Origin of the sequence: Pseudomonas sp. PS01297, assembly GCF_029959305.1 — a bacterium.
Taxonomy (GTDB): domain Bacteria; phylum Pseudomonadota; class Gammaproteobacteria; order Pseudomonadales; family Pseudomonadaceae; genus Aquipseudomonas; species Aquipseudomonas helleri.
Map to the genome: position 1 here is coordinate 1 of NZ_JASCPQ010000095.1, position 20,242 is coordinate 20,242.

A 20,242-nucleotide genomic window follows, 5' to 3' on the forward strand; every position below is an offset into this window, starting at 1 on the left:
GAGCTTGCCTCGCGATCTTTTTTAAAGATCAAAAGATCGCGAGGCAAGCTCGCTCCTACACGGTGTGTGTTTATTTCAAAGAACGTGAGCTGTTTTCAAATCTGGCGTGACAGAGAAGGTAAGCCACTTCGATTTACCCCTTCTTCTCAGGACTTTTTCATGCCCGCTCAGCCGTTCCGTCTTACGTCCCTGGCCAGTGTGTTACTGGGTGCCAGCCTCAGCTTCAACGCCGTTGCCGAGCCTGACGCCAAGCACTATCACATCGCGCCCTCCTCTCTGGAAAACGCGCTGAATCAGTTTGGACGTGAAGCCGGGGTGCTGATTTCTTTCAGTTCAGCCACCGCCGGCGGCCTGCAAAGCCACGGCCTGGAAGGTAACTTCAACCCGGAGCAAGGCTTGCAAACGTTGCTCGAAGGCACCGGCCTGCAAGCCCGTTCAGAAGGCGAAGGCGCATTCAGCCTGCAACCGGCACCTGCTGCTGACGCCCCGCAAAGCATCGAACTGGGCGCCTCCAGTGTGGTCGGCGACTGGCTGGGTGATGCCGAGCAAATCAATGTGTTCGAACATCCGGGCGCCCGTGACGTGATCCGCCGCGAAGAGTTCGAACGCCAGGGCGCCACGTCTGCCCGCGAGGTACTCAACCGCATCCCCGGCGTCAACGCCCCGGAAAACAACGGCACCGGCAGCCATGACATGGCCCTCAACTTCGGTATACGTGGTCTCAACCCGCGCCTGGCCACGCGCTCGACGGTGTTGATGGACGGCATTCCGGTGCCGTTTGCGCCGTACGGTCAGCCTCAGTTGTCTTTTGCCCCGGTGAGCATGGGCAACATGGACGCAGTGGATGTGGTGCGCGGCGGCGGTGCCGTGCGTTACGGCCCGCAAAACGTGGGCGGCATCGTCAACTTTGTGACCCGCGCGATTCCCGTCGAGCCGACGGTTAAAGTGGGCGTTCAGACCGAAACCAGCCCGTCGTCCACCCAGGACGGCTTCAAGAAAACCGCCAATCTGTTGGCAGGCGGCACGGCCGACAATGGCCTGGGCGGCGCCGTGCTTTACTCCGGAACACGTGGCAGCGACTGGCGCGAACACAGCGACACGCGCATTGATGACCTGATTCTCAAGGGCAACTACCAGCTCGACGAAGCCAACAGTTTCAACGCCATGGCCCAGTACTACGACGGCGAGGCCCAAATGCCGGGCGGCCTGAGCACCGCGGCTTACAAGGCTGATCCGTATCAATCGACCCGCCCGAACGACAAGTTCTGGGGCCGCCGCACGCTGGTCAATTTTGGTTATCGCTACCAGGAAGACCGCCGCGAATTCACGGTGAACAGCTTCTTCACCAAAACCCTGCGCAGCGGGTATCTGGATCAAGGCACTTTCCTCTCGCTGTCACCCCGCGAGTACTGGGTGCGCGGGGTTGAAACGCGCCTGGCCCAAGGCTTTGACCTGGGCAGCAGCGTGCACGAAGTGGGCGTGGGATATCGCTACATCAACGAAGCCGGGCACGAATTGCGCTACCGCACGCCTATCGCTGACAACCAATTGCCGACCACCAGCAGCCGCAACGACCGCGACACTCGCGGAGCCACCGAGGCGCACGCCTTTTTCATCGACGACAAAATCAACATCGGCAAGTGGACATTCACGCCCGGCATTCGCTACGAAATGATCGAACAGCAGCAAACCAACCTGCTGACCCACGTGAAATATAAAGGCGACTACAACACGCCGCTGCCTGCACTCAACGTGATGTACCACGTAACCGACAGCTGGAATATTTACGCCAACACCGAAGGCTCGTTCGGCAGTGTGCAGTACAGCCAGATGCCGAACCGGGTCACCGGCGGCGAAGTAAAACCTGAAAAAGCCCGCACCTGGGAGCTGGGCACGCGCTACGACAATGGCAACCTGCGCGCGGAGATCGGCGCATTTTTGATCAACTTCAACAATCAATACGACAGCAACCAGACCACCGACACCGTGATCGCCCGGGGTAAAACCCGCCATCAAGGCATCGAAGCCAGCGTCAACTATGCGCTCGAAGGCTTGAGCCCGGAACTGGCCGGTTTCGACGTGTATGCCACCTACGCCTATGTTGACGCGACCATCCGCGAAGATGGACCGAACAAAGGTAATCGTGTGCCGTTCTCCTCGAAAAACAAAGGCAGCCTTGGCGTTGCTTACACCCAAGGCCCGTGGAAGGCCAACCTGGACAGCACTTTCCAGAGCAACCAGTTCGCTGACAACGCCAACACCCGCACTGAAAGCGCTGACGGCAGCACCGGCCTGATCCCCGGCTACATGCTGTTCAACACCCGCGTCGGCTACGATTTCGGCCATCAATTGTCTGACTTGAACGTGGCTGTCGGCGTTAAAAACATCTTCAACCACGAGTACTACACACGCTCGTTTGACGACAACAACAAAGGCAAATACGTGGGCGAACCTCGCACCGTGTATGTCCAGACCTCTGTTGCATTTTGATATAAATCGGCCATGGCCCGTCCACGCGGGCCTTTGTCCCGGTCAAAGACTGACGCGGATCAGGGCCAATGATTTTTCCTGAAAATAGTGCTTGAAATATTTGCTCATCGGCTCAAACACTGTAGGTGAGCGCTGACGATGAACCTTTGAGTCGCGAGGCCGTCACAACTCACACGAGCACGCTAGATAAGGGAAGCATTATGCAAACTGAAGTCTTTTCCGATAAAAACATCGCTGTTGACGCACGCACCCAGAATTGGGTGACAGCTACAGTTGAAGTTACGCTCGAGCGTTACCTGTTAGACCTGACTCGAGTCATCGTGCATGTCACCGATGAGAATGGCGGCAAGTCCGGTCCAAAAGACAAACGCTGCAAAATGGAGGCTCGTCCAAAAGGTCACCAACCGATTCTGGTATCCCACGACGCTAATGAACTGACACTCGCCGTTGAAGGCGCTGCGACCAAACTGCAGCACGCTCTGGAGCATTTGTTCGGCAAGCTGCGTGGTAAACACACCGCAAAACTGCCCGTTGAGGGGTTCGGAGAGAAAGAGCACAAAACCAGTGCTGACGTTTTGCTCGAAGAAGAATTCCTGGAAAAAGAACAGGCTGCACTCAACAGCTGATTCAGCGCCAAGCGCACTAAAAAAGGGCGGGCTTACTTCGGTAAGCCCGCCCTTTTTAGTGGTGCAAAAAAGCAGATTACAACTCGCCCTTCTCCACCTCCGGGTGCTCGCCAGAACCGGCGCCGGTCTTGCGATGCGGGTTCTCGATCTTCACTGAGGGGAACTGCGAAGACGCATAGCGCACCACCAGAATCGCAAACGCCAGCAGCAGAATCGCCCCGGTCAGGTACACCACGCCCATGTCCGGCGGATTGTGGTGCGAGACGTTGGAAATCAGCAAGCGGGTCAACGCCGTGATCGCCACGTAAATCAGGAAACGCACGGGCATGTGGTTGGTCTTGAAATAAATCCCGACCATCGCCCCCAGTTCCAAGTAGATAAACAGCAGCAGAATGTCGTCGATGCTGATGTTGCCCTTCTCCACCATCTGCAGAAATTCCATCACCGCCGCCCAGGCAGTGACAGCACCAATGGCGAACAAGGCCAGGTAGTGGAAGGTTTCAACGAACAAATTGCCCATCGATTCGGCCAGTTCATGAACCCGGCGACGTAGCTTCTCAGCTTTGTTTACTCTCACGATGCAGCTCCTTGAGTCGATTAAAACGGATCATCCGCGATGAACGTGACGCTTTCTGCATGCAGAAAAAAGGCCAGTCACCGCCAGTGAGATGATGGCCAGCCGCGATTAGACACGTCCTCTGCCATTTGCAGCTAGAGTCAAAAAGTCGCTATTCAAAGGGCGATGATTGGCTTATGCTTTTGGCTGTATAAAAACACAGTATTCGTAAGACAACTTATCGTGAAGGCATATGAGGTGGTAAATGGCCGTCGAAGTGGTATACCGCAGCAGCCGAGATCTGGAGCGCTTGTTCATGGATAAAGCCGAAGCTGACCGTCATGACAAAATGCTCGAGCTGGCCGAGCTGCTGGCTGAGGTGTTGCAAAAAGCTGTGCCGTCGCTGAACGAGCAGCAAGTTGAAGAAGCCGGCATCTACATGGCGAAAAACCGCGATGTGTTCGCCAAGGCCTTCAAGAGCCAGCCCGACGCGCTGTCCGAGCTGCTGGTCGAGAGCGAGTAATCAGTCGCGCCCTCGCTTGACTCTCCCCTTTGGGGCAACGTTTACCTTGAAAGGCCTTCTTTCAGGTGAGTGTAGCGATGAGCAAGCGTGTACTGATCATTCTGGGGCATCCCTCGACCGACAGTTTCTGTGGCGCGATAGCAACCTGTTATTTCGAGGCAGCAACGCAGGCTGGTCGCGAGGTGCGCATAATGCAACTGGGTGCTCTGAACTTTGACCCGGTGCTGCACGAAGGTTACAACCAGATCCAGACACTGGAACAAGACCTGCTCGATGCCCAGGCAGACATCATGTGGGCCGAGCATCTGGTGTTTGTGTTTCCACTGTGGTGGGGCGGCGTTCCGGCTTTGCTCAAAGGCTTTATCGACCGCACCTTCCTGCCAGGCTTTGCCTTCAAGTACCGCCAGGGCAAAGTCTTCCCTGACAAATTGCTCAAAGGCCGCACCGCCCACCTGCTGGTCGCCATGGACACTGCACCGTGGTATTACAAATGGGTTTACTGGATGCCGGGGCTTCATCAAATGCGCAAGCACACTTTGGCGTTTTGCGGCATAAAACCGCTGACCACCTTGATGTTCGGCCCAGTGTTAACTTCGACCACAACTCAACGGCAAAGGTGGCTGCAACAGGCCATGACGCTTGCCCGTCGCTAATGCTCCGTCGGCCGACGCCTCTTTTAAGGACCTTTCATGTACATCGGCAAAGCGGCCCAATTGTCAGGCACGACCATAAAAAGCATTCGTCACTACGAAGCCATCGGCTTGTTGCCCTCCCCTCAACGTCAGGGCAAATACCGCATCTACTCCCAACACAGTGTTGAGTGGCTGAAGTTCATCAAGTGTGCACAGCAGTTGGGTTTCAAGCTTAAGGAAATGCTCACGATTGTCGAGAACCACCCAGGGCAACCCTTGCCGTGGGAGGTGGTCAGCAACGCCATCGAGGTGAAAAAAAATGCTGTGGCGAGGCAGATCGAAGCATTGCAACAGGTGCAGGCGCAGTTGGTTGAATTTGAAACCCGTTTCAAGGATGCCTCACAACCTGTGAATCCTGGCTGCGATCCTTAACCTGCAGAAAACCGGCCCGCTTTTAGTCCTGCCCATACAGCAGCTTCTGCGCCAATTCGTCCGAAACCCGGGCCGGTGAACGTTTTTCGGCCTGGGCGTGGGCGTAGATGCCGGTCAACCTTTTGCTGATTTGCAGCAAATGCTGATTGATGGTTTCTGGCTGCGCCCCTTGGTGGGTCAACGCCATGTAGATCAGCCCGCCCGAATTGATGACGTAATCGGGTGCATACAAAATGCCGCGACGCTCCAACTGGTCGGCCACTTGCAAGTTGGTCAACTGATTGTTGGCGCATCCGGCCACGGCAGAGCAGCGCAATTGGGCGACGCTGTGCCAGTTCAACACGCCGCCCAAGCCGCACGGCGCCAGAATGTCACACGGCGTGCTGAGCAAGGCTTCGCAGGCCACCGGGTGGGCGCCCAACTGCTCCATGGCCAAGCGCACTTTGCCAGGGTCGGTGTCGCACACCAGCAACTCGGCGCCAGCGGCATGCAGTTGCTCGGCCAGGGCGTAGCCAACTTTGCCCAAGCCTTGAATAGCCACTCGCAGGCCTTCAAGGTTGTCACTGCCCAGCCGCGATGAGGCGGTGCTGCGGATGCCGGCAAACACGCCCATGGCCGTGTGCGCCGAAGGATCACCGGCAGCGGTGGTGCTGGTGACGTGGCGAGTGTATTGGGCGATGCAGTCCATATCGGCGGTGGAGGTGCCGCTGTCGATGGCCGTGATGTAGCGGCCGTCGAGTTGCTCCACGCAGCGCCCAAATGCTTCAAACAGCGCTGAACGGCTTTCAACATGAGGCGCGCGCATGATGACCGCTTTTGCTCCGCCGACTGCCAGCCCGGCCAGCGCTGCTTTATAGCTCATGTCCTGGGCCAGACGGACCGCATCGCCGACTGCACTTTCGTCGTTGGGGTACGCCAGATAACGGCACCCACCCAACGCTGGCCCCAAGCGACTGCTGTGAATGGCAATCACGGCTTTAAGCCCTGTAACGGGATCAATACTGAGGTGCAGCGACTCCACATGAGCGCTTTGCATGAGAGCAAACATTAACCAGCCCTCGATCGGTGACAGGTAAACGCCAGTATAGGCCGTCGCAAAAAAAGGCGTAGAAGTGAGCAGGAATAAGGTTCGAGGATTTGCGCTGGTTACAGGTATATGGAGAACGTCCGTAGGGGCCGACGGCTGCGATGGTTTGATTTTCAAGATCAAAAGATCGCAGCCTTCGGCGGCTCCTACACTGTTTAGCGTCTGTTAGATCGGCGTATCCGGTTGCCGTGCCGGATGCGCCTGGATAAAGGCCGGGTGCTGTTCGGCCAATGCCGCCACCCTCGCAATGCGTGGACAAGCCGCCAGCGACACGTTGAACCGTTGTGCCGCGTATACCTGCGGGATCAGGTACACGTCTGCCAAGCCCGGCTCCGGGCCAAAGCAATAGCCGCTGTCACCGATCATGTGTTCGATGGCCGCCAAACCCTGACTGATCCAATGCTCGATCCACTGGCTCACCTGCTCTTCGTTCTGCCCCTGTTGGCGCAGTTGGTTGAGCACGCTGACGTTGTGCAACGGGTGGATATCGCAGGCCACCAAGGCCGCAACGGCACGTTCGTGAGCGCGGGTGATCAGGTCTTCTGACAGTAATGGCCGCACCGGGTAGCGCTCTTCGAGGTATTCGATGATCGCCGGTGACTGGATCAATACGTTGCCGTCATCGGTGCGCAAGGCCGGTACACGGCCCTGCGGGTTGATCGCCTGGTAAATGGGCTGGCGCTGCTCGCCCTTGAGCAGGTTGATCGGCACGGCCTGGTAATCCAGGCCTTTGAGTGCCAAAGCGATGCGCACCCGGTACGACGAGGTCGAACGGTAGTAAGCAAAGAGTTCCATGGCTCGCTCCTCAGCGTGCAGCGACAACCTTGCCGCGGCATTCGCCGAAACCGATTGAGGCAAAACCTTCGCGCTTGCAACGGGCGCGGAAGATGATTTCGTCGCCGTCCTCAAGGAATTTGCGCACTTCACCCGACGCCAGTTCCACCGGATGCTTACCGCCTTCGGTGATTTCCAGCAGGCTGCCCAGTTGCGCATGGTCAGGGCCCGACAAGGTGCCCGAGCCGAACAGGTCACCCGGCTGCAATTGGCAACCGTTGACGCTGTGGTGAGCCACCAACTGCGCGGCGGTCCAGTACATGTTCAGGCTGTTGCTCAAGCCCAAACGCTGCGCAGGCAGGTTTTGCTCGCGCATCGATGCGGTCAACAGCAGCACTTCCAGTTCGATGTCCAATGCACCGTGGGCCTGGTCGTGGGCATCCAGCAGATACGGCAGCGGCTGCGGATCACCTTGCGGGCGCGCAGGTTGTGCACGGCGGAACGGTTCCAGGGCTTCGGCGGTCACCACCCATGGCGAGATACTGGTGATAAAGCTTTTGGACAGGAACGGCCCCAGCGGCTGGTATTCCCACGCCTGAATGTCACGCGCCGACCAGTCGTTAAGCAGGCAGAAACCGGCAATGTGGTCGCTCGCCTCACCGATCGCGATGGCATCACCCATGTCGTTACCCTGACCAATCCAGATGCCCAACTCCAGCTCATAGTCCAGACGGGCGCAGGGGCCAAACACCGGCTCGGTCTGCCCGGCGGGCAAGGTTTGGCCTTTAGGACGGCGCACGTCGACGCCCGACGGGCGAATGGTCGAGGCACGGCCGTGGTAGCCGATCGGTACGTACTTGTAGTTGGGCAGCAGCGGATTGTCGGGGCGGAACAGTTTGCCGACGTTTTTCGCGTGTTCGATACCCACGTAGAAGTCGGTGTAGTCACCGATTTTGGCGGGCAGGTGCAGCTCGCAATCACTAGCCAGCGGTAGCAGTTTTGCGCCCTGGGCTTCGATCTTGCCGCGCAGGGTGCTGCCTTCGCTGAGCAGTTCCAGCAAGCGTTCACGCAAAGCCACGCGAGCGCTTTTGCCCAAGGCAAAGTAGGCGTTCAAGGCGCCGCCCAACGAGGCCTCTACGGCGACTTTGGCAGGCCCTTCGAACAAACCGGCAACCAATGCGGCTTCCAGGTCAAAGATGTGCTCGCCGATCGCAACGCCGCTGCGCGGGGCAGAACCCTGAATGCTGAACACACCCAGCGGCAGGTTTTGTAACGGGAAATCGCTGTGACCATTGGCGGAGGCGATCCAGCTACGGATTAAGGTGGACTGGGTCATGGTTATCTCCGGTTCGGGGTAAAGGTCGAGGGCAATGAAGCCCAGCAGGCGTCGTAATGAGGTTGCAACTGCGGGCACTCGAGGGCGAATTGGCTCGGACGCAGCACCTGGCTGGTCTCAAACATAAAGGCCATGGTGTTGTCGATTTTGCTCGGTTGCAGATCGGCCGCAATGGCTTTGCTGCAGGTTTCGGCATCCGGACCGTGGGCGCTCATGCAACTGTGCAGCGAAGCACCGCCGGGCAAGAAGCCTTCGGCCTTGGCGTCATAGCTGCCCTGGATCAGGCCCATGAACTCGTTCATTAAGTTGCGGTGGAACCACGGCGGCCGGAAGGTGTTTTCTGCCACCATCCAGCGCGGCGGGAAGATCACGAAATCGAGGTTGGCCAGCCCCGGCACGCTGGTCGGCGAGGTCAGCACGGTAAAGATCGACGGATCGGGATGATCGAAGCTGACGGTGCCGATGGTGTTGAAACGGCGCAGGTCATATTTGTACGGTACATTGTTGCCATGCCACGCGACCACGTTCAGCGGCGAGTGATCCAGCTCGCAACCCCACAGTTCGCCGAGAAACTTTTGCACCAGGGTGACCGGCTGCTGCGAATCTTCGAAGTGCGCAGTCGGGCTCAGGAAGTCACGCGGGTTGGCCAGGCCATTGCTGCCAATCGGCCCTAGATCGGGGAGGCGCAACGGCGCGCCGTGGTTTTCTGCGATATAGCCGCGGGCTTGTGCGTCGAGCAGTTCAACGCGGAACTTGAGCCCTCGCGGGATCACGGCAATTTCCAGAGGCTCAAGGTCCAGGCGCCCCAACTCGGTGGCAATGCGCAAACGGCCCTGCTCCGGCACCAGCAGCAACTCGCCATCAGCATTGAAAAACACACGCTGCATCGAGGTGTTGGCGCGGTAGCTGTAGATGCTGATCCCGGCAGGTTTGTCCGGGCCAGCGTTGGCGACCATGCCGACCAGACCGTCGATAAAATCGGTGGGCTCGGCAGGAATTGGCAGCGGGTTCCAGCGCAGGCGGTTAGGCGTCACCGGCCCCAACGGGCCACCGGCCAATTGGCGCTCAAGCTTGGTAAAGGCCGGGTGATTGGCGGACGGCTTGATCCGGTACATCCAGGTGCGCCGCGACTCGCTGCGAGCCATGGTGAATGCCGTGCCGGACAGCAATTCGGCGTACAGGCCATAGGGGACTTTTTGCGGAGAGTTTTGCCCGACGGGCAACGCGCCCGGCAATGCTTCACTGCTGAATTCGTTGCCAAACCCGGATTGATACGCGAGGTCAGACAAAGACGAGTCGAGGTTCATGGAGCCTCCAGAGTGGAGAAAACAGTGGACTCACTCAACGCTGAACCGCGTGTGTGTCACTGCGTTATTTTTATCGTAATCGAATTACGCATAACGTAATTTGATTGGCAGTAAGCGTCAAGCTATAAAGACGCCCATTCATCCCGAGACCCGCGCCCCCATGCAAAAGCCTCCAAGCACCGCTGACAGCACCGGCAAACAGAAAGTGCGCTCTGCTGAAGTCGGCACCGACATCCTCAAAGCCTTGGCCGAGCTGTCGCCATCGACCTCGTTATCGCGTCTGGCCGAGCACGTGCAGATGCCGGCGAGCAAGGTCCATCGTTATTTGCAGGCGCTGATTGCCAGCGGGTTTGCCGAGCAAAATACCGCCACCAACCATTACGCCCTGGGTCGCGAGGCATTGCGCGTGGGGTTGGCCGCGCTCAACAGCATGGATGTGCTCAAAGTCGCCGCCCTGCCAATGGCTGAGCTGCGTGATGACTTGAACGAAACCTGTTTTTTGGCCGTGTGGGGCAATCAGGGCGCGACCGTGGTGCACATCGAAGCCGCCGTTCGTGCGGTCACGGTGGTGACCAAGCTGGGTTCGGTGCTGCCGCTGCTCAGTTCATCCACAGGGCTGGTGTTCAACGCCTTTTTGCCTGATCGCGAAACCGCCGAATTACGCGCGCTGGAACTTGCCACCGACCACCTGCACCCGCTGCAACCTGCCCAGGCCTATACCGCGATCAGCGAACAGATCCGCACCCGTGGTCTGCATTTTGTGCACGGCCTGTTGATGCCTGGGGTCGATGCGCTGTCAGCGCCGGTGTTTGAAGCAACCGGCAAAGTGGCGGGCGTGCTGACCGTGGTCGGGCCTACCTCACTGTTCCATGCCGATGAACATGGCCCGGCCGCGCAGCGGTTGCTGGCGGCGGCCCACGCCGTCAGTTGGCGCATGGGCTACCAGCCCGGTTGATCACGTTGCGTGTTGAGCACACAAAAGGCGTCGCACAATGAAGCCCAGTAAAACAACCTTGTTCGACCTTTATGCAGTGTTGGCCATCAGCACCCACAGAAGCTTTCGCAAAGCGGCCGATGAGCTTGAGATTTCTGCGTCTGCGCTAAGCCATGCGATTACCAACCTGGAAGCGCGGATGGGGACACGGTTGTTTAACCGCACCACTCGTTCTGTGTCGCTGTCGGAGGCTGGCAGGTTGTTTGTTGAGCGAATCAGCCCGGCGATTGAAGAAATCCAGCTCGCGGAAGAAGGCCTGAACGCTTTTCGGCAATCGCCTCAGGGAACGCTGCGCATCAGCGCTTCGGAGACGGCAGCGCGGATTGTGATGTACCCGGCGTTTACCGCGTTTTTGCAGCGCTTTCCAGACATGCAGGTCGAAATCGTCGTGCAAGAAGGCTTGGTCGATATTGTTGCGGACAACCTGGACGCGGGCATCCGCCTGCGCGATCAGGTACCAAAAGACATGATCGCCGTGGCCTTGGGCCCGGAAGTGTTTCGCCCGCTGGTGGTCGCCTCCCCTGACTATCTGGCGCGTCACGGCACGCCCGATTCCCCCGAGCAATTGAGCCAGCACAACTGCCTGGCCTATCGCTTTTCAAACGGGCAGATCTACCACTGGGAATTTGTGCGCGGTGACGTACGCAGCGTGGTCAAGCCACAAGGCAATTTCATCGTTAATGCCCAGACGCTGATCGTCGAAGCCGCGAAACAGGGTGCGGGCATCGCCTACGTCGATGACTCCAGTATCCGGGCTGATATCGCTCGGGGCGAATTGGTCCCCTTGCTGCTCGACTGGTGCGAACCCTTCCCCGGTCTGGCACTTTATTACCCGGGCCACCGGCTTGTGCCGTCCGGATTACGGGCGCTGATAGACAGTTTGCGCAGTGATCGCCCGCTTAAAAACTGACTTTGCTCGCGAACCTTTAAACGATCAAAAGATCGCGAGGCAAGCTCGCTCCTACAGGGTTTATCAGCGTGACGGCTTGAACTGCATCAGTTCGCTCCCGGAAACTGCGCCCGCATAAAGCGTTCGCAGGCTTGATCATCCAGTTCCCGGCGCGCTTTAACCAAATGTTCGACGCCATACGGCGCGCAATAACGCAGCCGGTCTGTGCCGTCGGTGGCGGCGGCATAAATGTCTTTGGCTACCTGCTCGGGGGTGGCCACGCCTTCGGCCAGCTTGGTCATCGCCTCTTGGGTGCTGGCCAGAAATGCGTCGTAAGCGGGTACGTTGCCATTGCCGTTGCTTTCACGCGCGGAGCGCTCATGGAATGGCGTCATAATACCGCCCGGCTCGAACAGTTTGATGACGATATGCTGCGAGGCCAGTTCGTAGGCAATCGACTCGGTAAAGCCTTCGAGGGCGAACTTGGTCGAGATGTACACCGAGCTGTTGGGCAGGCCGAAAATACCGCCACAGGAACCGACGTTCAAAATCATCCCGCCGCCCTGCTGGCGGAGTATCGGAATGACGCGCTGGATCACATTGATAGCGCCGAAAACATTCACATCATAATTTTTGCGAATCTTTTCGATGGGCATCCCTTCAATCACACCGTACTGGCCGTAACCCGCGTTGTTGATGACCACGTCAATTCGGCCAAATCGTTCCAGTGCCACGGTCAGCGCGTTATCGATGCTGGCGGTGTCTTCGACATCCAGCCTTACAACCATCAGGTTCGCAATACCGTCCAGCGCATGGTCGGCATCGGGATTACGCACAGTGGCGACAACATTGAAGCCATGTTCGGCAAAGTACCGGGCCGTCGCAGCCCCGACGCCGCTGGAGCTACCGGTGATCAGCATGGTTTTTTTCATGGGGTTCCCCTTTCAGAAGTGCAACCAGTCTGAGCGGGAAATGGCGTCGGTTTAAGACCGAAATCAGGGATGCCTTAGTGAGCCATTTGCATCAATCGCAACATTGTGCGTGCAGTGGCAAGCCGCGACGCAGAGCGGTGCTGGCCTGGCTGACTGTTGCCTAATTTGTAACAGAGCTTGTCGTAAACCGGCCTTACTCCCAGGTCAGCGAGCCCTTATTCTTGTCGCACTTTCCGGGCACACCCACCCGCCAGAGCATCGAGTCACAGCGATTCTGCTCACACTGTTTACCCTGACGTTGATTTGCTGCTCCTTGATGAACGTCTTCTTTGGCCGCTGTTTTACAGCGGCCTTTTTTATGCCCGAGATTTAAGCCCGGATGCGGGCTTCAAATCACCAGCATCAACAAGGGCGCGGCCAGCAGGTTGAGGATCCCGGTGAGGACCATGACCAAACCGGCCACCGAGCCTTCTTCGCTGCCCACTTCACGGGCACGGCTAACGCCCGCACCGTGAGCACCGACCGCAAACAGTGCGCCGCGCGCCAGGCTGCTGCGCAACGGTAACCATTTGAGCAGGATGCCGCCCATCATGGCGCCAAACACGCCCGTGAACATCACGAACACGGCGGTGAGTTCCGGCACGCCGCCCAGGCTTTGCGCAACGGGCATGGCGAACGGCGTGGTAATGGAGCGCGGCACCAGCGACAAGGTCAGTGATGTGTCGAGTGCCAGCACTTTGGCCAGCCAGTACGAGCTGCCAATCGAGGCGACACTGCCCGCCATCATGCCGAGCAACAACGCCAGCCAATGCCGCGCCAGCAGCTTGCGCTGCTGCCAAATCGGTACGGCGAACGCGACGGTCACCGGGCCGAGCACCAGCATCAGCCAATGGGTATCACGGGAATATTCGGCGTAGGCGGTGTGCAGCGGCGCGGCCACGGCCAGCAACAGGGCAGGCACCAGAATCAGCGGCGACAACAGGTAGCGCCCGGTGCGCCGGTACAACCAGCGGCTCAGGCCGTAAGTCCCCAGCGTGAGCACCAGCCAGAACATCGGCATCAGTTCAGCTTTCATGGCGCAGCTTCCAGCGGCAAACGGCTTCAACGGTAAAGGCCGTGACGATCATCACCAACAGGGTACTCACGCCAATCACCAACAAAATGCGCCAGCCCTCGTCACGCACCAAAGCGCCGTGATCGAGCAGGCTCATCAAGGCGGGAATAAAGAACAACAGCATTTCGGCCATCAGCACACCGGCGCCCAACTGCAAGGTGGCAGGCTTGACCCAGCCCAGGGCGAAGGCCAGCAGCAACAGGATCATGCCCATCACCCCGCCGGGGATCGGCACCTGCAACCACGCGGCGATCTGGCAGCCAACGAAATAGATGGCCAGCAATACGGCGATTTCACTGATCAGCCGACCCATGCGTTTTACATCGAAGCGTTTCATAGTGGTTCCAGTGCAGACAGGCGTTCAGTTTAAAGATGCACCTTCCATACCTAAAACGAATTGTTAGACTGGCCTGCATTCCAATCTGGAATCACATCATGGAATTCAAACAACTGCGTACCTTCGTTGAGGTGGTACGCCACGGCGGCTTTACCCAGGCCGCCCAGCACCTGCACATCAGCCAATCGGCGGTGAGCAAACAAGTTGCGCAACTGGAGCACAGCCTCAGCACGACGCTGTTTGACCGGTTCGGCTCGCACGTGCGCCTCACGGCAGCCGGACAGGTGGTGCTGCAACGCGCCGAAGGCATGCTGCGGTTGCACAAAGAGTTATTGAGTGAGCTTGATGACTTGAGCCATCTGGAACGCGGCGAGTTGAAACTGGGTTTGCCGCTGCTGGGCGGTAATGCGCTGTTTGCCAACCTGTTTGCCGAGTACCGGCGTCGCTACCCGAATATTCAGGTGCAACTGCTCGAAGGCGGCAGTTTGAATATTGAACAGGCGGTGTTGAGCGGCGAACTGGAGTTGGGCGGCAGCCTGACGCCCAAAAACAATCAGGCGTTTTCCTGGCAACCCTTTTGCGACGAGCCGCTGGACGCCTTGCTACCGGCCAATCATCCGCTGGCAGAAGGCGGCAGCGTGCGCCTGGAGCAACTGGCCGAGACTCCGTTTTTACTCTATCAACGCAGCTTTGTGCTTAACGATCGCGTGGTCCAGGCCTGCCAGCAAATGGGCTTTACCCCCAAGGAAGGCGGGCGCAGCGGCCAGTCGGACTTTTTGGTGGCGCTGGTGGCGGCCGGCCAGGGCGTGGTCTTGTTGCCCAGCGTGGTCGCGCGCGAACTGGTGCGCCCCGACGTCATACGTTTAAAGCTGATTGCTCCCGACACCCTGCGCTGGGACATCGCCTTTATCTGGCGCGAAGGCGCGTACTTGTCACGCGCAGCTCAAGCCTGGCTGGAGCTGCTGCGTGAGCGGTCGATTACTGGGTCAGTGCTTTGATGAAGTCTTCAACCCACGGCTCGGAGTCGCCTTCAGGGTTAACGGTTTCGCTGGCATCCAGGCGCAGCATCGGCTGGACTTCACGCAGGCCCAGCTCGGCAAACAGTTCAGTAAGCAGTTGGCCACCGCCGCAGTAGGTATCGCCATAGCTGGAGTCGCCCAGCGCGATCACGGCACCCGGCAGACCGCGCCAGGCGGCGGGCAGCAGGTCACGGATCTCGCTGTACAACGGGGTCAGGTTATCAGGCAGCTCGCCCATGCCGGTGGTCGAGGTCACCGCCAAAAAAGCGTCCGGAGCAAAGGCCTGAATATCGGCCAGCTTTGCGCGCGGATTAAACAGCACCTCAAAACCGGCATCGGTCAGCAGTTGTTTAGCGTTGCGGGCGACTTCTTCTGCGGTGCCGTACACCGAGCCTGAAAGGATGGCGACTTTCATCAATCTGATCCTGTAACTGACTAAAAGGCAGGGATACTAACAGGTGACGCCATGCTTTCGGTGATAGCACGTAGACAGCTTGTCGCGATGTCCTAAAATGGCTCGAACTTATCTGACTTTTGGAGTGCTGCACCATGATCAACGCCCGTTTACTGCAGCGCATGGTGGACGCGTCCCAGGACGGTATTGTGGTGGCCGAGCAGGAAGGTGAAGACAACATCCTTATCTACGTCAATAAAGCGTTTGAGGCACTGACGGGCTACAGCAGCGACGACATCCTGTATCAGGACTGCCGCTTTTTACAGTCAGGTGACCGTGACCAGATTGGTTTGCACTTGATCCGCGAGGCCATCGCCAGCGGAGAGCCGACACGTCAGGTGCTGCGTAATTACCGCAAAGATGGTTCGTACTTCTGGAACGAATTGTCGATCACGCCGGTGTTCAACGACGCTGATCAACTGACCTACTTTATTGGGGTGCAAAAGGATGTCACCCAACAGGTAAAAGCTCAGCAAAAAGCCGCTCAACTGGAGATCGAGTTGGCGGCAGTAAAAGCTGAACTGGAGGCGCTCAAAGCGGCCAACGGTGTTAGCGCGCCGCCGCTTGCTTAAGCTCAGCGTCCAGGCGCTGGTTGATCAAAGCGGTCTCGCTGCCCAGGCAGGCAATCGATGAACCTGCCAGTGCGTCTTGTGCCACATTGGCGGCCTCACCGGCCAGCGCCACTGAACAGTCCAGCGATTGCGCAAGGCGTACCAAGCGGCGCTGATGGGCCGCGCCCACTACCTGCCGGGCGAACAGCACCACCGCACGAGGCTGAACCTGCTCACAGATCAGTGACAGCTCATCCAGCGGCTGGCCAACGGCCAATACCCTGATCAGCCGGTCATTGCGACTCAACAGCAAACCGGTCACCAGCAGTTCCAGCTCTGTGCACAACTCGGGCAGTCCCACTAGCAACACGCAATTGTGGGCGTCCATGGGTTGCAGGTGCAGGCGCTGCTGAACGCGGCCGCGCAAAAAGCGATCAAGCAGCAACCATTCGCTGGTGCGGCCAAACTCATCTTGCGCCTTGAGCAGTTGCTCCCAGAGCGGCATCAAGATGCTTTTGAACACGACTTCCAGCGGGTAACTGGAGAAAATCTGCCCGTACAGGCGATCCAGTTCAGCTTCGTTAAAGGCGCTGAGCGCAGCTTGAACACGTGCTTGCCATTGTTCGTATTCGTCAACCAAGGCCTCTTTCGGCACGCTGACAGAAGCGGTTGGGCGCGCCAGCAATTCGGCCACTTTGCTGACCGCAACGCCGCGCTCAAGCCAGCCCATGACCTGACGCACTGCCTCAATATCGCTCATTGTGTACAAGCGATGCCCTGTTTCGGTGCGCGTCGGCTGGATCAAACCATAGCGCCGCTCCCACGCACGCAAGGTCACCGGGTTAATGCCGGTGAGCCGGGCGACTTCTCTGATCGGGTACAGGCCCGGCAGTTCTGGCTGACCTGCCGCGAGCGCAACGGGCTCAAGTTCAGTGATCACGGGCATGGTTAAGGCCTGTTACAAGAGTGAATTGAGGGATTCTACGCTTCATCTCCCTCGCTGTGGCGATCCCGTTGACTGCATTCGGGAACAATCCTTGCTTGTTTTTCCAGACACAGCCCACCACCCCGGCGCTGTGTTTTGTGGTTGCCCTACCCGGGCAGCATCAGCCTCATGGAGATACACAATGTCTACCTCCCCTGTCACCTTGATGGTCGCGCGCCGTGTCGCGAAAGGCCGTTACCAGGAACTGATCGCCTGGCTGCACGAAGGCGAACAGTTAGCCACCGACTTTCCCGGTTACTTGGGTTCAGGCGTGCTGGCTCCGCCCCCGGGCGACGATGAATTCCAGATCATTTTCCGCTTTGCCGACGAAGCCACCCTGCACGCGTGGGAACACTCGGTGTCGCGCAAAGCCTGGTTGCAGCGCGGCAGCCACCTGTTTGCCAACCCTTCAGAGCATCGCGTCAGCGGCATCGACGGCTGGTTTGGCGCCGCCGGGCAGCGCCCACCGCGCTGGAAACAGGCCGTGGCCATCTGGCTGGCGTTCTTTCCGGTGTCGTTGTTGTTCAACTTTGCGCTGGGCCCATTACTGGGCGAGTTGAGTTTATTGCCACGGGTATTTGTCAGCACCTTGGCCCTGACGCCACTGATGGTTTATCTGTTTATTCCGCTTTCGACCCATTTACTCGCAGGCTGGCTGCACAGCACGTCCAACAAGCCCTTGCGCACAAACTCCCTCGCGCAACGCAGTTAACCGATCGCCCCGGGCTTGGCAGTCAGGTCGCGGACGCTGGTATAGTTTTGCCATTGCGCCGCGACTGTTTCCGGCTATTTCGCATAGAGCCCGTCATGCCCACGTCTTCTGTCCCGATCCTGATCACTGGTGCTGGCCAGCGCATTGGTTTGCACTGTGCCCGGCAACTGCTGGCTGACGGTTATCCCGTCATCATCAGCTATCGCAGCGAAAAGCCCGGCGTGCAGGCGTTGCGCGAGCTGGGGGCGACCACGTTGTATGCCGACTTTTCCAGTGAAGGCGGCATTCTCGACTTTATCGAGCGGCTTAAAGCCCACACCGACACGTTGCGGGCTATCGTCCATAACGCCTCAGCGTGGCTGGCAGAGACGCCTGGCACTGAAACCAGCGCCTTTACCCAGATGTTCAGCGTGCACATGCTCGCCCCGTATCTGATTAACCTGCATTGCAGCGAATTGTTGTTGCGCTCAAGCCCGGCCGACATCGTGCATATCAGCGATGACGTGACCCGCAAAGGCAGTAGCAAGCACATTGCCTATTGCGCCACCAAAGCCGGGCTCGACAGCCTCACGCTGTCATTCGCAGCTAAACTGGCGCCCCATATCAAAGTAAACGGCATCGCCCCGGCGTTGCTGATGTTCAACCCTGACGACGACGCGGCGTATCGCGCCAACGCCTTGGCCAAGTCAGCCCTGGGCATAGAGCCCGGCGCCGAGGTGATTTATCAAAGCCTGCGCTACCTGCTGGATAACCCGTACGTGACCGGCACCACCTTGACCGTCAACGGCGGACGACACGTTAAGTAAGACGTCCGCGAGGAAGTATTTCATGAGCACATCATTGCCTGAGCATTACCGCGAGATCCTGGTCGGCCTCGGTGAAAACCCTGAGCGTGAAGGCCTGCTCGACACCCCGAAACGCGCCGCCAAGGCCATGCAGTATCTGTGTCACGGCTATGGCCAGAGCGTTGAGGAAATCGTCAACGGCGCTCTGTTTGCCTCAGACAGCGATGAAATGGTGATCGTCGCTGACATCGAGCTTTACTCGTTGTGCGAGCACCACCTGCTGCCGTTTATTGGCAAGGCCCACGTGGCCTACATCCCGACCGGCAAAGTATTGGGGCTGTCGAAGGTTGCCCGCATCGTCGACATGTTTGCCCGTCGCCTGCAGATCCAGGAAAACCTCACCCGGGAAATCGCCGACGCCATTCAGACCATTACCCAGGCGGCAGGCGTTGCCGTGGTGATCGAAGCCAAGCACATGTGCATGATGATGCGCGGTGTAGAAAAACAGAATTCGACCATGAACACCTCGGTCATGCTTGGCGCGTTCCGCGAGTCAAGCAGCACCCGCATGGAGTTCCTGCAATTGATTGGACGGAGCAAGTCGTAATGCCACAACTTCAGCCAGGAACGGCCCGCATCCGTGTCAAAGACCTGCGTCTGCGCACCTTTATCGGGATTAATGAAGACGAGATCCTCAATAAGCAGGATGTGTTGATCAACCTCACCATCCTGTATGCCGCGCAAGAAGCGGTACGGGATAACGACATCGATCACGCCCTGAATTACCGGACCATCACCAAGGCGGTGATTCAGCACGTTGAAGAGAACCGCTTCGCCCTGCTTGAGCGCCTGACCCAGGAACTGCTCGACCTGGTGATGAGCAACACTGCCGTGCAGTACGCCGAAGTCGAGGTCGACAAGCCCCACGCCCTGCGCTTTGCTGAATCGGTGTCGATTACGCTAGCGGCTTGCCGCTAAGCTGCAGCCCACTGAACCCAGGTAAATTTTATGACGCCCCAAGAACAACTTGAACTTGAAGCTGCCGCCTTTCGCCGCCTTGTCGCGCATCTGGACAGCCGCAAAGACGTACAAAATATTGACCTGATGAACCTCTCGGGTTTTTGCCGTAACTGCCTGTCCAAGTGGTACAAGGCCGCGGCAGATGAGCGCCAGATCGAGGTTAGCCTCGATGACGCCCGTGAAGTGGTCTACGGCATGCCGTACGCCGAATGGAAATCCCTTTACCAGAAAGAAGCCAGCGCCGAACAAGTAGCGGCGTTCGCCAAAGGAAAACACGAATGACTGATTTGAACACCCTGCGCGCCAGCCTCAACAGCGGCGAACACGTATTTGCCGACACGCTTGCGTTTATCGCCGCGCAGTACGATTACCAGCCGCAGGCTTTCAACAACGGCGGCGTCGAGAACGCGGCCGGGCAAAACGAAGGCTCATGCAAGACCTTGGGCCTGGCCCTGCTCGAAGGGTTCAGCGATCAAGAAGCGCTGCTGGCGTTCGGCGAGCATTACCGCTCAGTACTGGCGACGCCAGAAGGCACCGACCACGGAAACATCCGCGCGCTGATCAGCCACGGCCTGGCCGGGGTTACATTCCAGACCCAGCCACTGACGCGCAAGGCTTAAAAAGCCTTGTAGGAGCGAGCTTGCCTCGCGATCTTTTAAAAAAATCAAAAGATCGCGAGGCAAGCTC

25 protein-coding genes are annotated in these 20,242 nt (G+C 58.4%); 15 read left to right on the forward strand and 10 right to left on the reverse strand.

The features are described 5' to 3' along the window. Window positions 1–159: 159 nt before the first annotated feature. Window positions 160–2,490 (forward strand): TonB-dependent Fe(3+) dicitrate receptor FecA, encoded by a 2,331-nt coding sequence (fecA, locus tag QMX84_RS21850; RefSeq protein ID WP_282364765.1) that lies wholly within the window; start codon window positions 160–162, stop codon window positions 2,488–2,490. 200 nt (window positions 2,491–2,690) lie between these two features. Then, window positions 2,691–3,116: an HPF/RaiA family ribosome-associated protein gene (locus tag QMX84_RS21855; protein ID WP_048391044.1), complete on the forward strand. Its 426-nt coding sequence runs from the start codon at window positions 2,691–2,693 to the stop codon at window positions 3,114–3,116. A 76-nt stretch (window positions 3,117–3,192) separates the two neighbouring features. Here the strand turns inward: QMX84_RS21855 and QMX84_RS21860 are convergent, their stop codons facing one another. After that, window positions 3,193–3,693, reverse strand: coding sequence for a phosphate-starvation-inducible PsiE family protein (locus QMX84_RS21860; protein WP_019410844.1), 501 nt, complete (start codon window positions 3,691–3,693; stop codon window positions 3,193–3,195). 244 nt (window positions 3,694–3,937) lie between these two features. Between QMX84_RS21860 and QMX84_RS21865 the strand changes: the two genes are divergently transcribed. From QMX84_RS21865 to QMX84_RS21875, 3 genes are all read left to right on the forward strand, one after another. Beyond that, the gene (locus tag QMX84_RS21865) at window positions 3,938–4,195 is read left to right on the forward strand and encodes a YebG family protein (RefSeq protein ID WP_048368282.1); all 258 of its coding nucleotides are present in this window, start codon (window positions 3,938–3,940) and stop codon (window positions 4,193–4,195) included. Between the two features lie 77 nt (window positions 4,196–4,272). Further along, window positions 4,273–4,848 carry an NAD(P)H-dependent oxidoreductase gene (locus QMX84_RS21870; RefSeq protein WP_262125056.1) on the forward strand — a complete coding sequence of 192 codons (576 nt, stop codon included), beginning with the start codon at window positions 4,273–4,275 and terminating at the stop codon, window positions 4,846–4,848. 36 nt (window positions 4,849–4,884) lie between these two features. Next, window positions 4,885–5,259: a MerR family transcriptional regulator gene (locus QMX84_RS21875; protein ID WP_048368286.1), complete on the forward strand. Its 375-nt coding sequence runs from the start codon at window positions 4,885–4,887 to the stop codon at window positions 5,257–5,259. 22 nt (window positions 5,260–5,281) lie between these two features. Here the strand turns inward: QMX84_RS21875 and QMX84_RS21880 are convergent, their stop codons facing one another. The 4 genes from QMX84_RS21880 to hmgA all read right to left on the reverse strand — a co-directional run bounded on the left by QMX84_RS21880 (window position 5,282) and on the right by hmgA (window position 9,763). Continuing rightward, window positions 5,282–6,307, reverse strand: a complete 1,026-nt coding sequence (locus QMX84_RS21880; protein WP_262125054.1) for a Glu/Leu/Phe/Val dehydrogenase dimerization domain-containing protein — start codon at window positions 6,305–6,307, stop codon at window positions 5,282–5,284. Between the two features lie 204 nt (window positions 6,308–6,511). Continuing rightward, window positions 6,512–7,141 (reverse strand): maleylacetoacetate isomerase, encoded by a 630-nt coding sequence (gene maiA / locus QMX84_RS21885; RefSeq protein WP_262125053.1) that lies wholly within the window; start codon window positions 7,139–7,141, stop codon window positions 6,512–6,514. A 10-nt stretch (window positions 7,142–7,151) separates the two neighbouring features. After that, complete coding sequence (gene fahA, locus QMX84_RS21890; protein ID WP_262125051.1) at window positions 7,152–8,456, reverse strand: fumarylacetoacetase; 1,305 nt, start codon at window positions 8,454–8,456, stop codon at window positions 7,152–7,154. Window positions 8,457–8,458: 2 nt separating this feature from the next. Next, on the reverse strand, window positions 8,459–9,763 hold the full coding sequence (gene hmgA / locus QMX84_RS21895; protein ID WP_282364766.1) for a homogentisate 1,2-dioxygenase: 1,305 nt from the start codon (window positions 9,761–9,763) through the stop codon (window positions 8,459–8,461). A 160-nt stretch (window positions 9,764–9,923) separates the two neighbouring features. Between hmgA and QMX84_RS21900 the strand changes: the two genes are divergently transcribed. Continuing rightward, entirely contained in the window at window positions 9,924–10,718 is a 795-nt protein-coding gene (locus QMX84_RS21900; protein WP_123749636.1) for an IclR family transcriptional regulator, read from the forward strand. 37 nt (window positions 10,719–10,755) lie between these two features. Further along, a complete protein-coding gene (locus QMX84_RS21905) occupies window positions 10,756–11,667 on the forward strand; it encodes a LysR family transcriptional regulator (RefSeq protein ID WP_282364767.1) in 912 nt (303 codons plus the stop codon). 86 nt (window positions 11,668–11,753) lie between these two features. On the opposite strand, the gene QMX84_RS21910 is transcribed toward QMX84_RS21905, so the two are convergent. The 3 genes from QMX84_RS21910 to QMX84_RS21920 all read right to left on the reverse strand — a co-directional run bounded on the left by QMX84_RS21910 (window position 11,754) and on the right by QMX84_RS21920 (window position 14,029). Next, a complete protein-coding gene (locus QMX84_RS21910) occupies window positions 11,754–12,578 on the reverse strand; it encodes an SDR family oxidoreductase (protein ID WP_282364768.1) in 825 nt (274 codons plus the stop codon). A gap of 388 nt (window positions 12,579–12,966) precedes the next feature. Then, window positions 12,967–13,653: an LrgB family protein gene (locus tag QMX84_RS21915; protein WP_153333287.1), complete on the reverse strand. Its 687-nt coding sequence runs from the start codon at window positions 13,651–13,653 to the stop codon at window positions 12,967–12,969. After that, on the reverse strand, window positions 13,643–14,029 hold the full coding sequence (locus tag QMX84_RS21920) for a CidA/LrgA family protein (RefSeq protein ID WP_153333289.1): 387 nt from the start codon (window positions 14,027–14,029) through the stop codon (window positions 13,643–13,645). Before QMX84_RS21920 ends, QMX84_RS21915 begins: the two co-directional genes overlap by 11 nt. A 98-nt stretch (window positions 14,030–14,127) precedes the next feature. Here QMX84_RS21920 and QMX84_RS21925 point away from each other — a divergent pair, with 98 nt between their 5' ends. Then, window positions 14,128–15,027, forward strand: a complete 900-nt coding sequence (locus tag QMX84_RS21925; RefSeq protein ID WP_048390245.1) for a LysR family transcriptional regulator — start codon at window positions 14,128–14,130, stop codon at window positions 15,025–15,027. On the opposite strand, the gene QMX84_RS21930 is transcribed toward QMX84_RS21925, so the two are convergent. Further along, entirely contained in the window at window positions 15,008–15,463 is a 456-nt protein-coding gene (locus tag QMX84_RS21930; protein WP_262125042.1) for a flavodoxin, read from the reverse strand. The genes QMX84_RS21925 and QMX84_RS21930 overlap by 20 nt on opposite strands. A 134-nt stretch (window positions 15,464–15,597) precedes the next feature. Here QMX84_RS21930 and QMX84_RS21935 point away from each other — a divergent pair, with 134 nt between their 5' ends. Continuing rightward, window positions 15,598–16,074, forward strand: coding sequence for a PAS domain S-box protein (locus tag QMX84_RS21935; RefSeq protein ID WP_048390249.1), 477 nt, complete (start codon window positions 15,598–15,600; stop codon window positions 16,072–16,074). Here QMX84_RS21935 and QMX84_RS21940 read toward each other — a convergent pair. Next, entirely contained in the window at window positions 16,052–16,999 is a 948-nt protein-coding gene (locus QMX84_RS21940) for a MerR family transcriptional regulator (protein WP_282364769.1), read from the reverse strand. The genes QMX84_RS21935 and QMX84_RS21940 overlap by 23 nt on opposite strands. A gap of 181 nt (window positions 17,000–17,180) precedes the next feature. On the opposite strand from QMX84_RS21940, the gene QMX84_RS21945 reads away from it, so the two are divergent. The 6 genes from QMX84_RS21945 to QMX84_RS21970 all read left to right on the forward strand — a co-directional run bounded on the left by QMX84_RS21945 (window position 17,181) and on the right by QMX84_RS21970 (window position 20,175). Beyond that, the gene (locus QMX84_RS21945; protein WP_262125038.1) at window positions 17,181–17,750 is read left to right on the forward strand and encodes an antibiotic biosynthesis monooxygenase; all 570 of its coding nucleotides are present in this window, start codon (window positions 17,181–17,183) and stop codon (window positions 17,748–17,750) included. 95 nt (window positions 17,751–17,845) lie between these two features. Then, window positions 17,846–18,556, forward strand: coding sequence for a dihydromonapterin reductase (gene folM, locus QMX84_RS21950; protein WP_262125037.1), 711 nt, complete (start codon window positions 17,846–17,848; stop codon window positions 18,554–18,556). Window positions 18,557–18,578: 22 nt separating this feature from the next. Further along, on the forward strand, window positions 18,579–19,142 hold the full coding sequence (gene folE, locus QMX84_RS21955) for a GTP cyclohydrolase I FolE (protein ID WP_262125036.1): 564 nt from the start codon (window positions 18,579–18,581) through the stop codon (window positions 19,140–19,142). Continuing rightward, window positions 19,142–19,513, forward strand: coding sequence for a dihydroneopterin triphosphate 2'-epimerase (gene folX, locus QMX84_RS21960; protein ID WP_048368312.1), 372 nt, complete (start codon window positions 19,142–19,144; stop codon window positions 19,511–19,513). The genes folE and folX overlap by 1 nt, the downstream gene beginning before the upstream one ends. A 30-nt stretch (window positions 19,514–19,543) precedes the next feature. Beyond that, window positions 19,544–19,837 carry a DUF1244 domain-containing protein gene (locus QMX84_RS21965; RefSeq protein WP_048390258.1) on the forward strand — a complete coding sequence of 98 codons (294 nt, stop codon included), beginning with the start codon at window positions 19,544–19,546 and terminating at the stop codon, window positions 19,835–19,837. Then, window positions 19,834–20,175 (forward strand): HopJ type III effector protein, encoded by a 342-nt coding sequence (locus tag QMX84_RS21970; RefSeq protein ID WP_282364770.1) that lies wholly within the window; start codon window positions 19,834–19,836, stop codon window positions 20,173–20,175. The genes QMX84_RS21965 and QMX84_RS21970 overlap by 4 nt, the downstream gene beginning before the upstream one ends. Window positions 20,176–20,242: the final 67 nt, after the last annotated feature.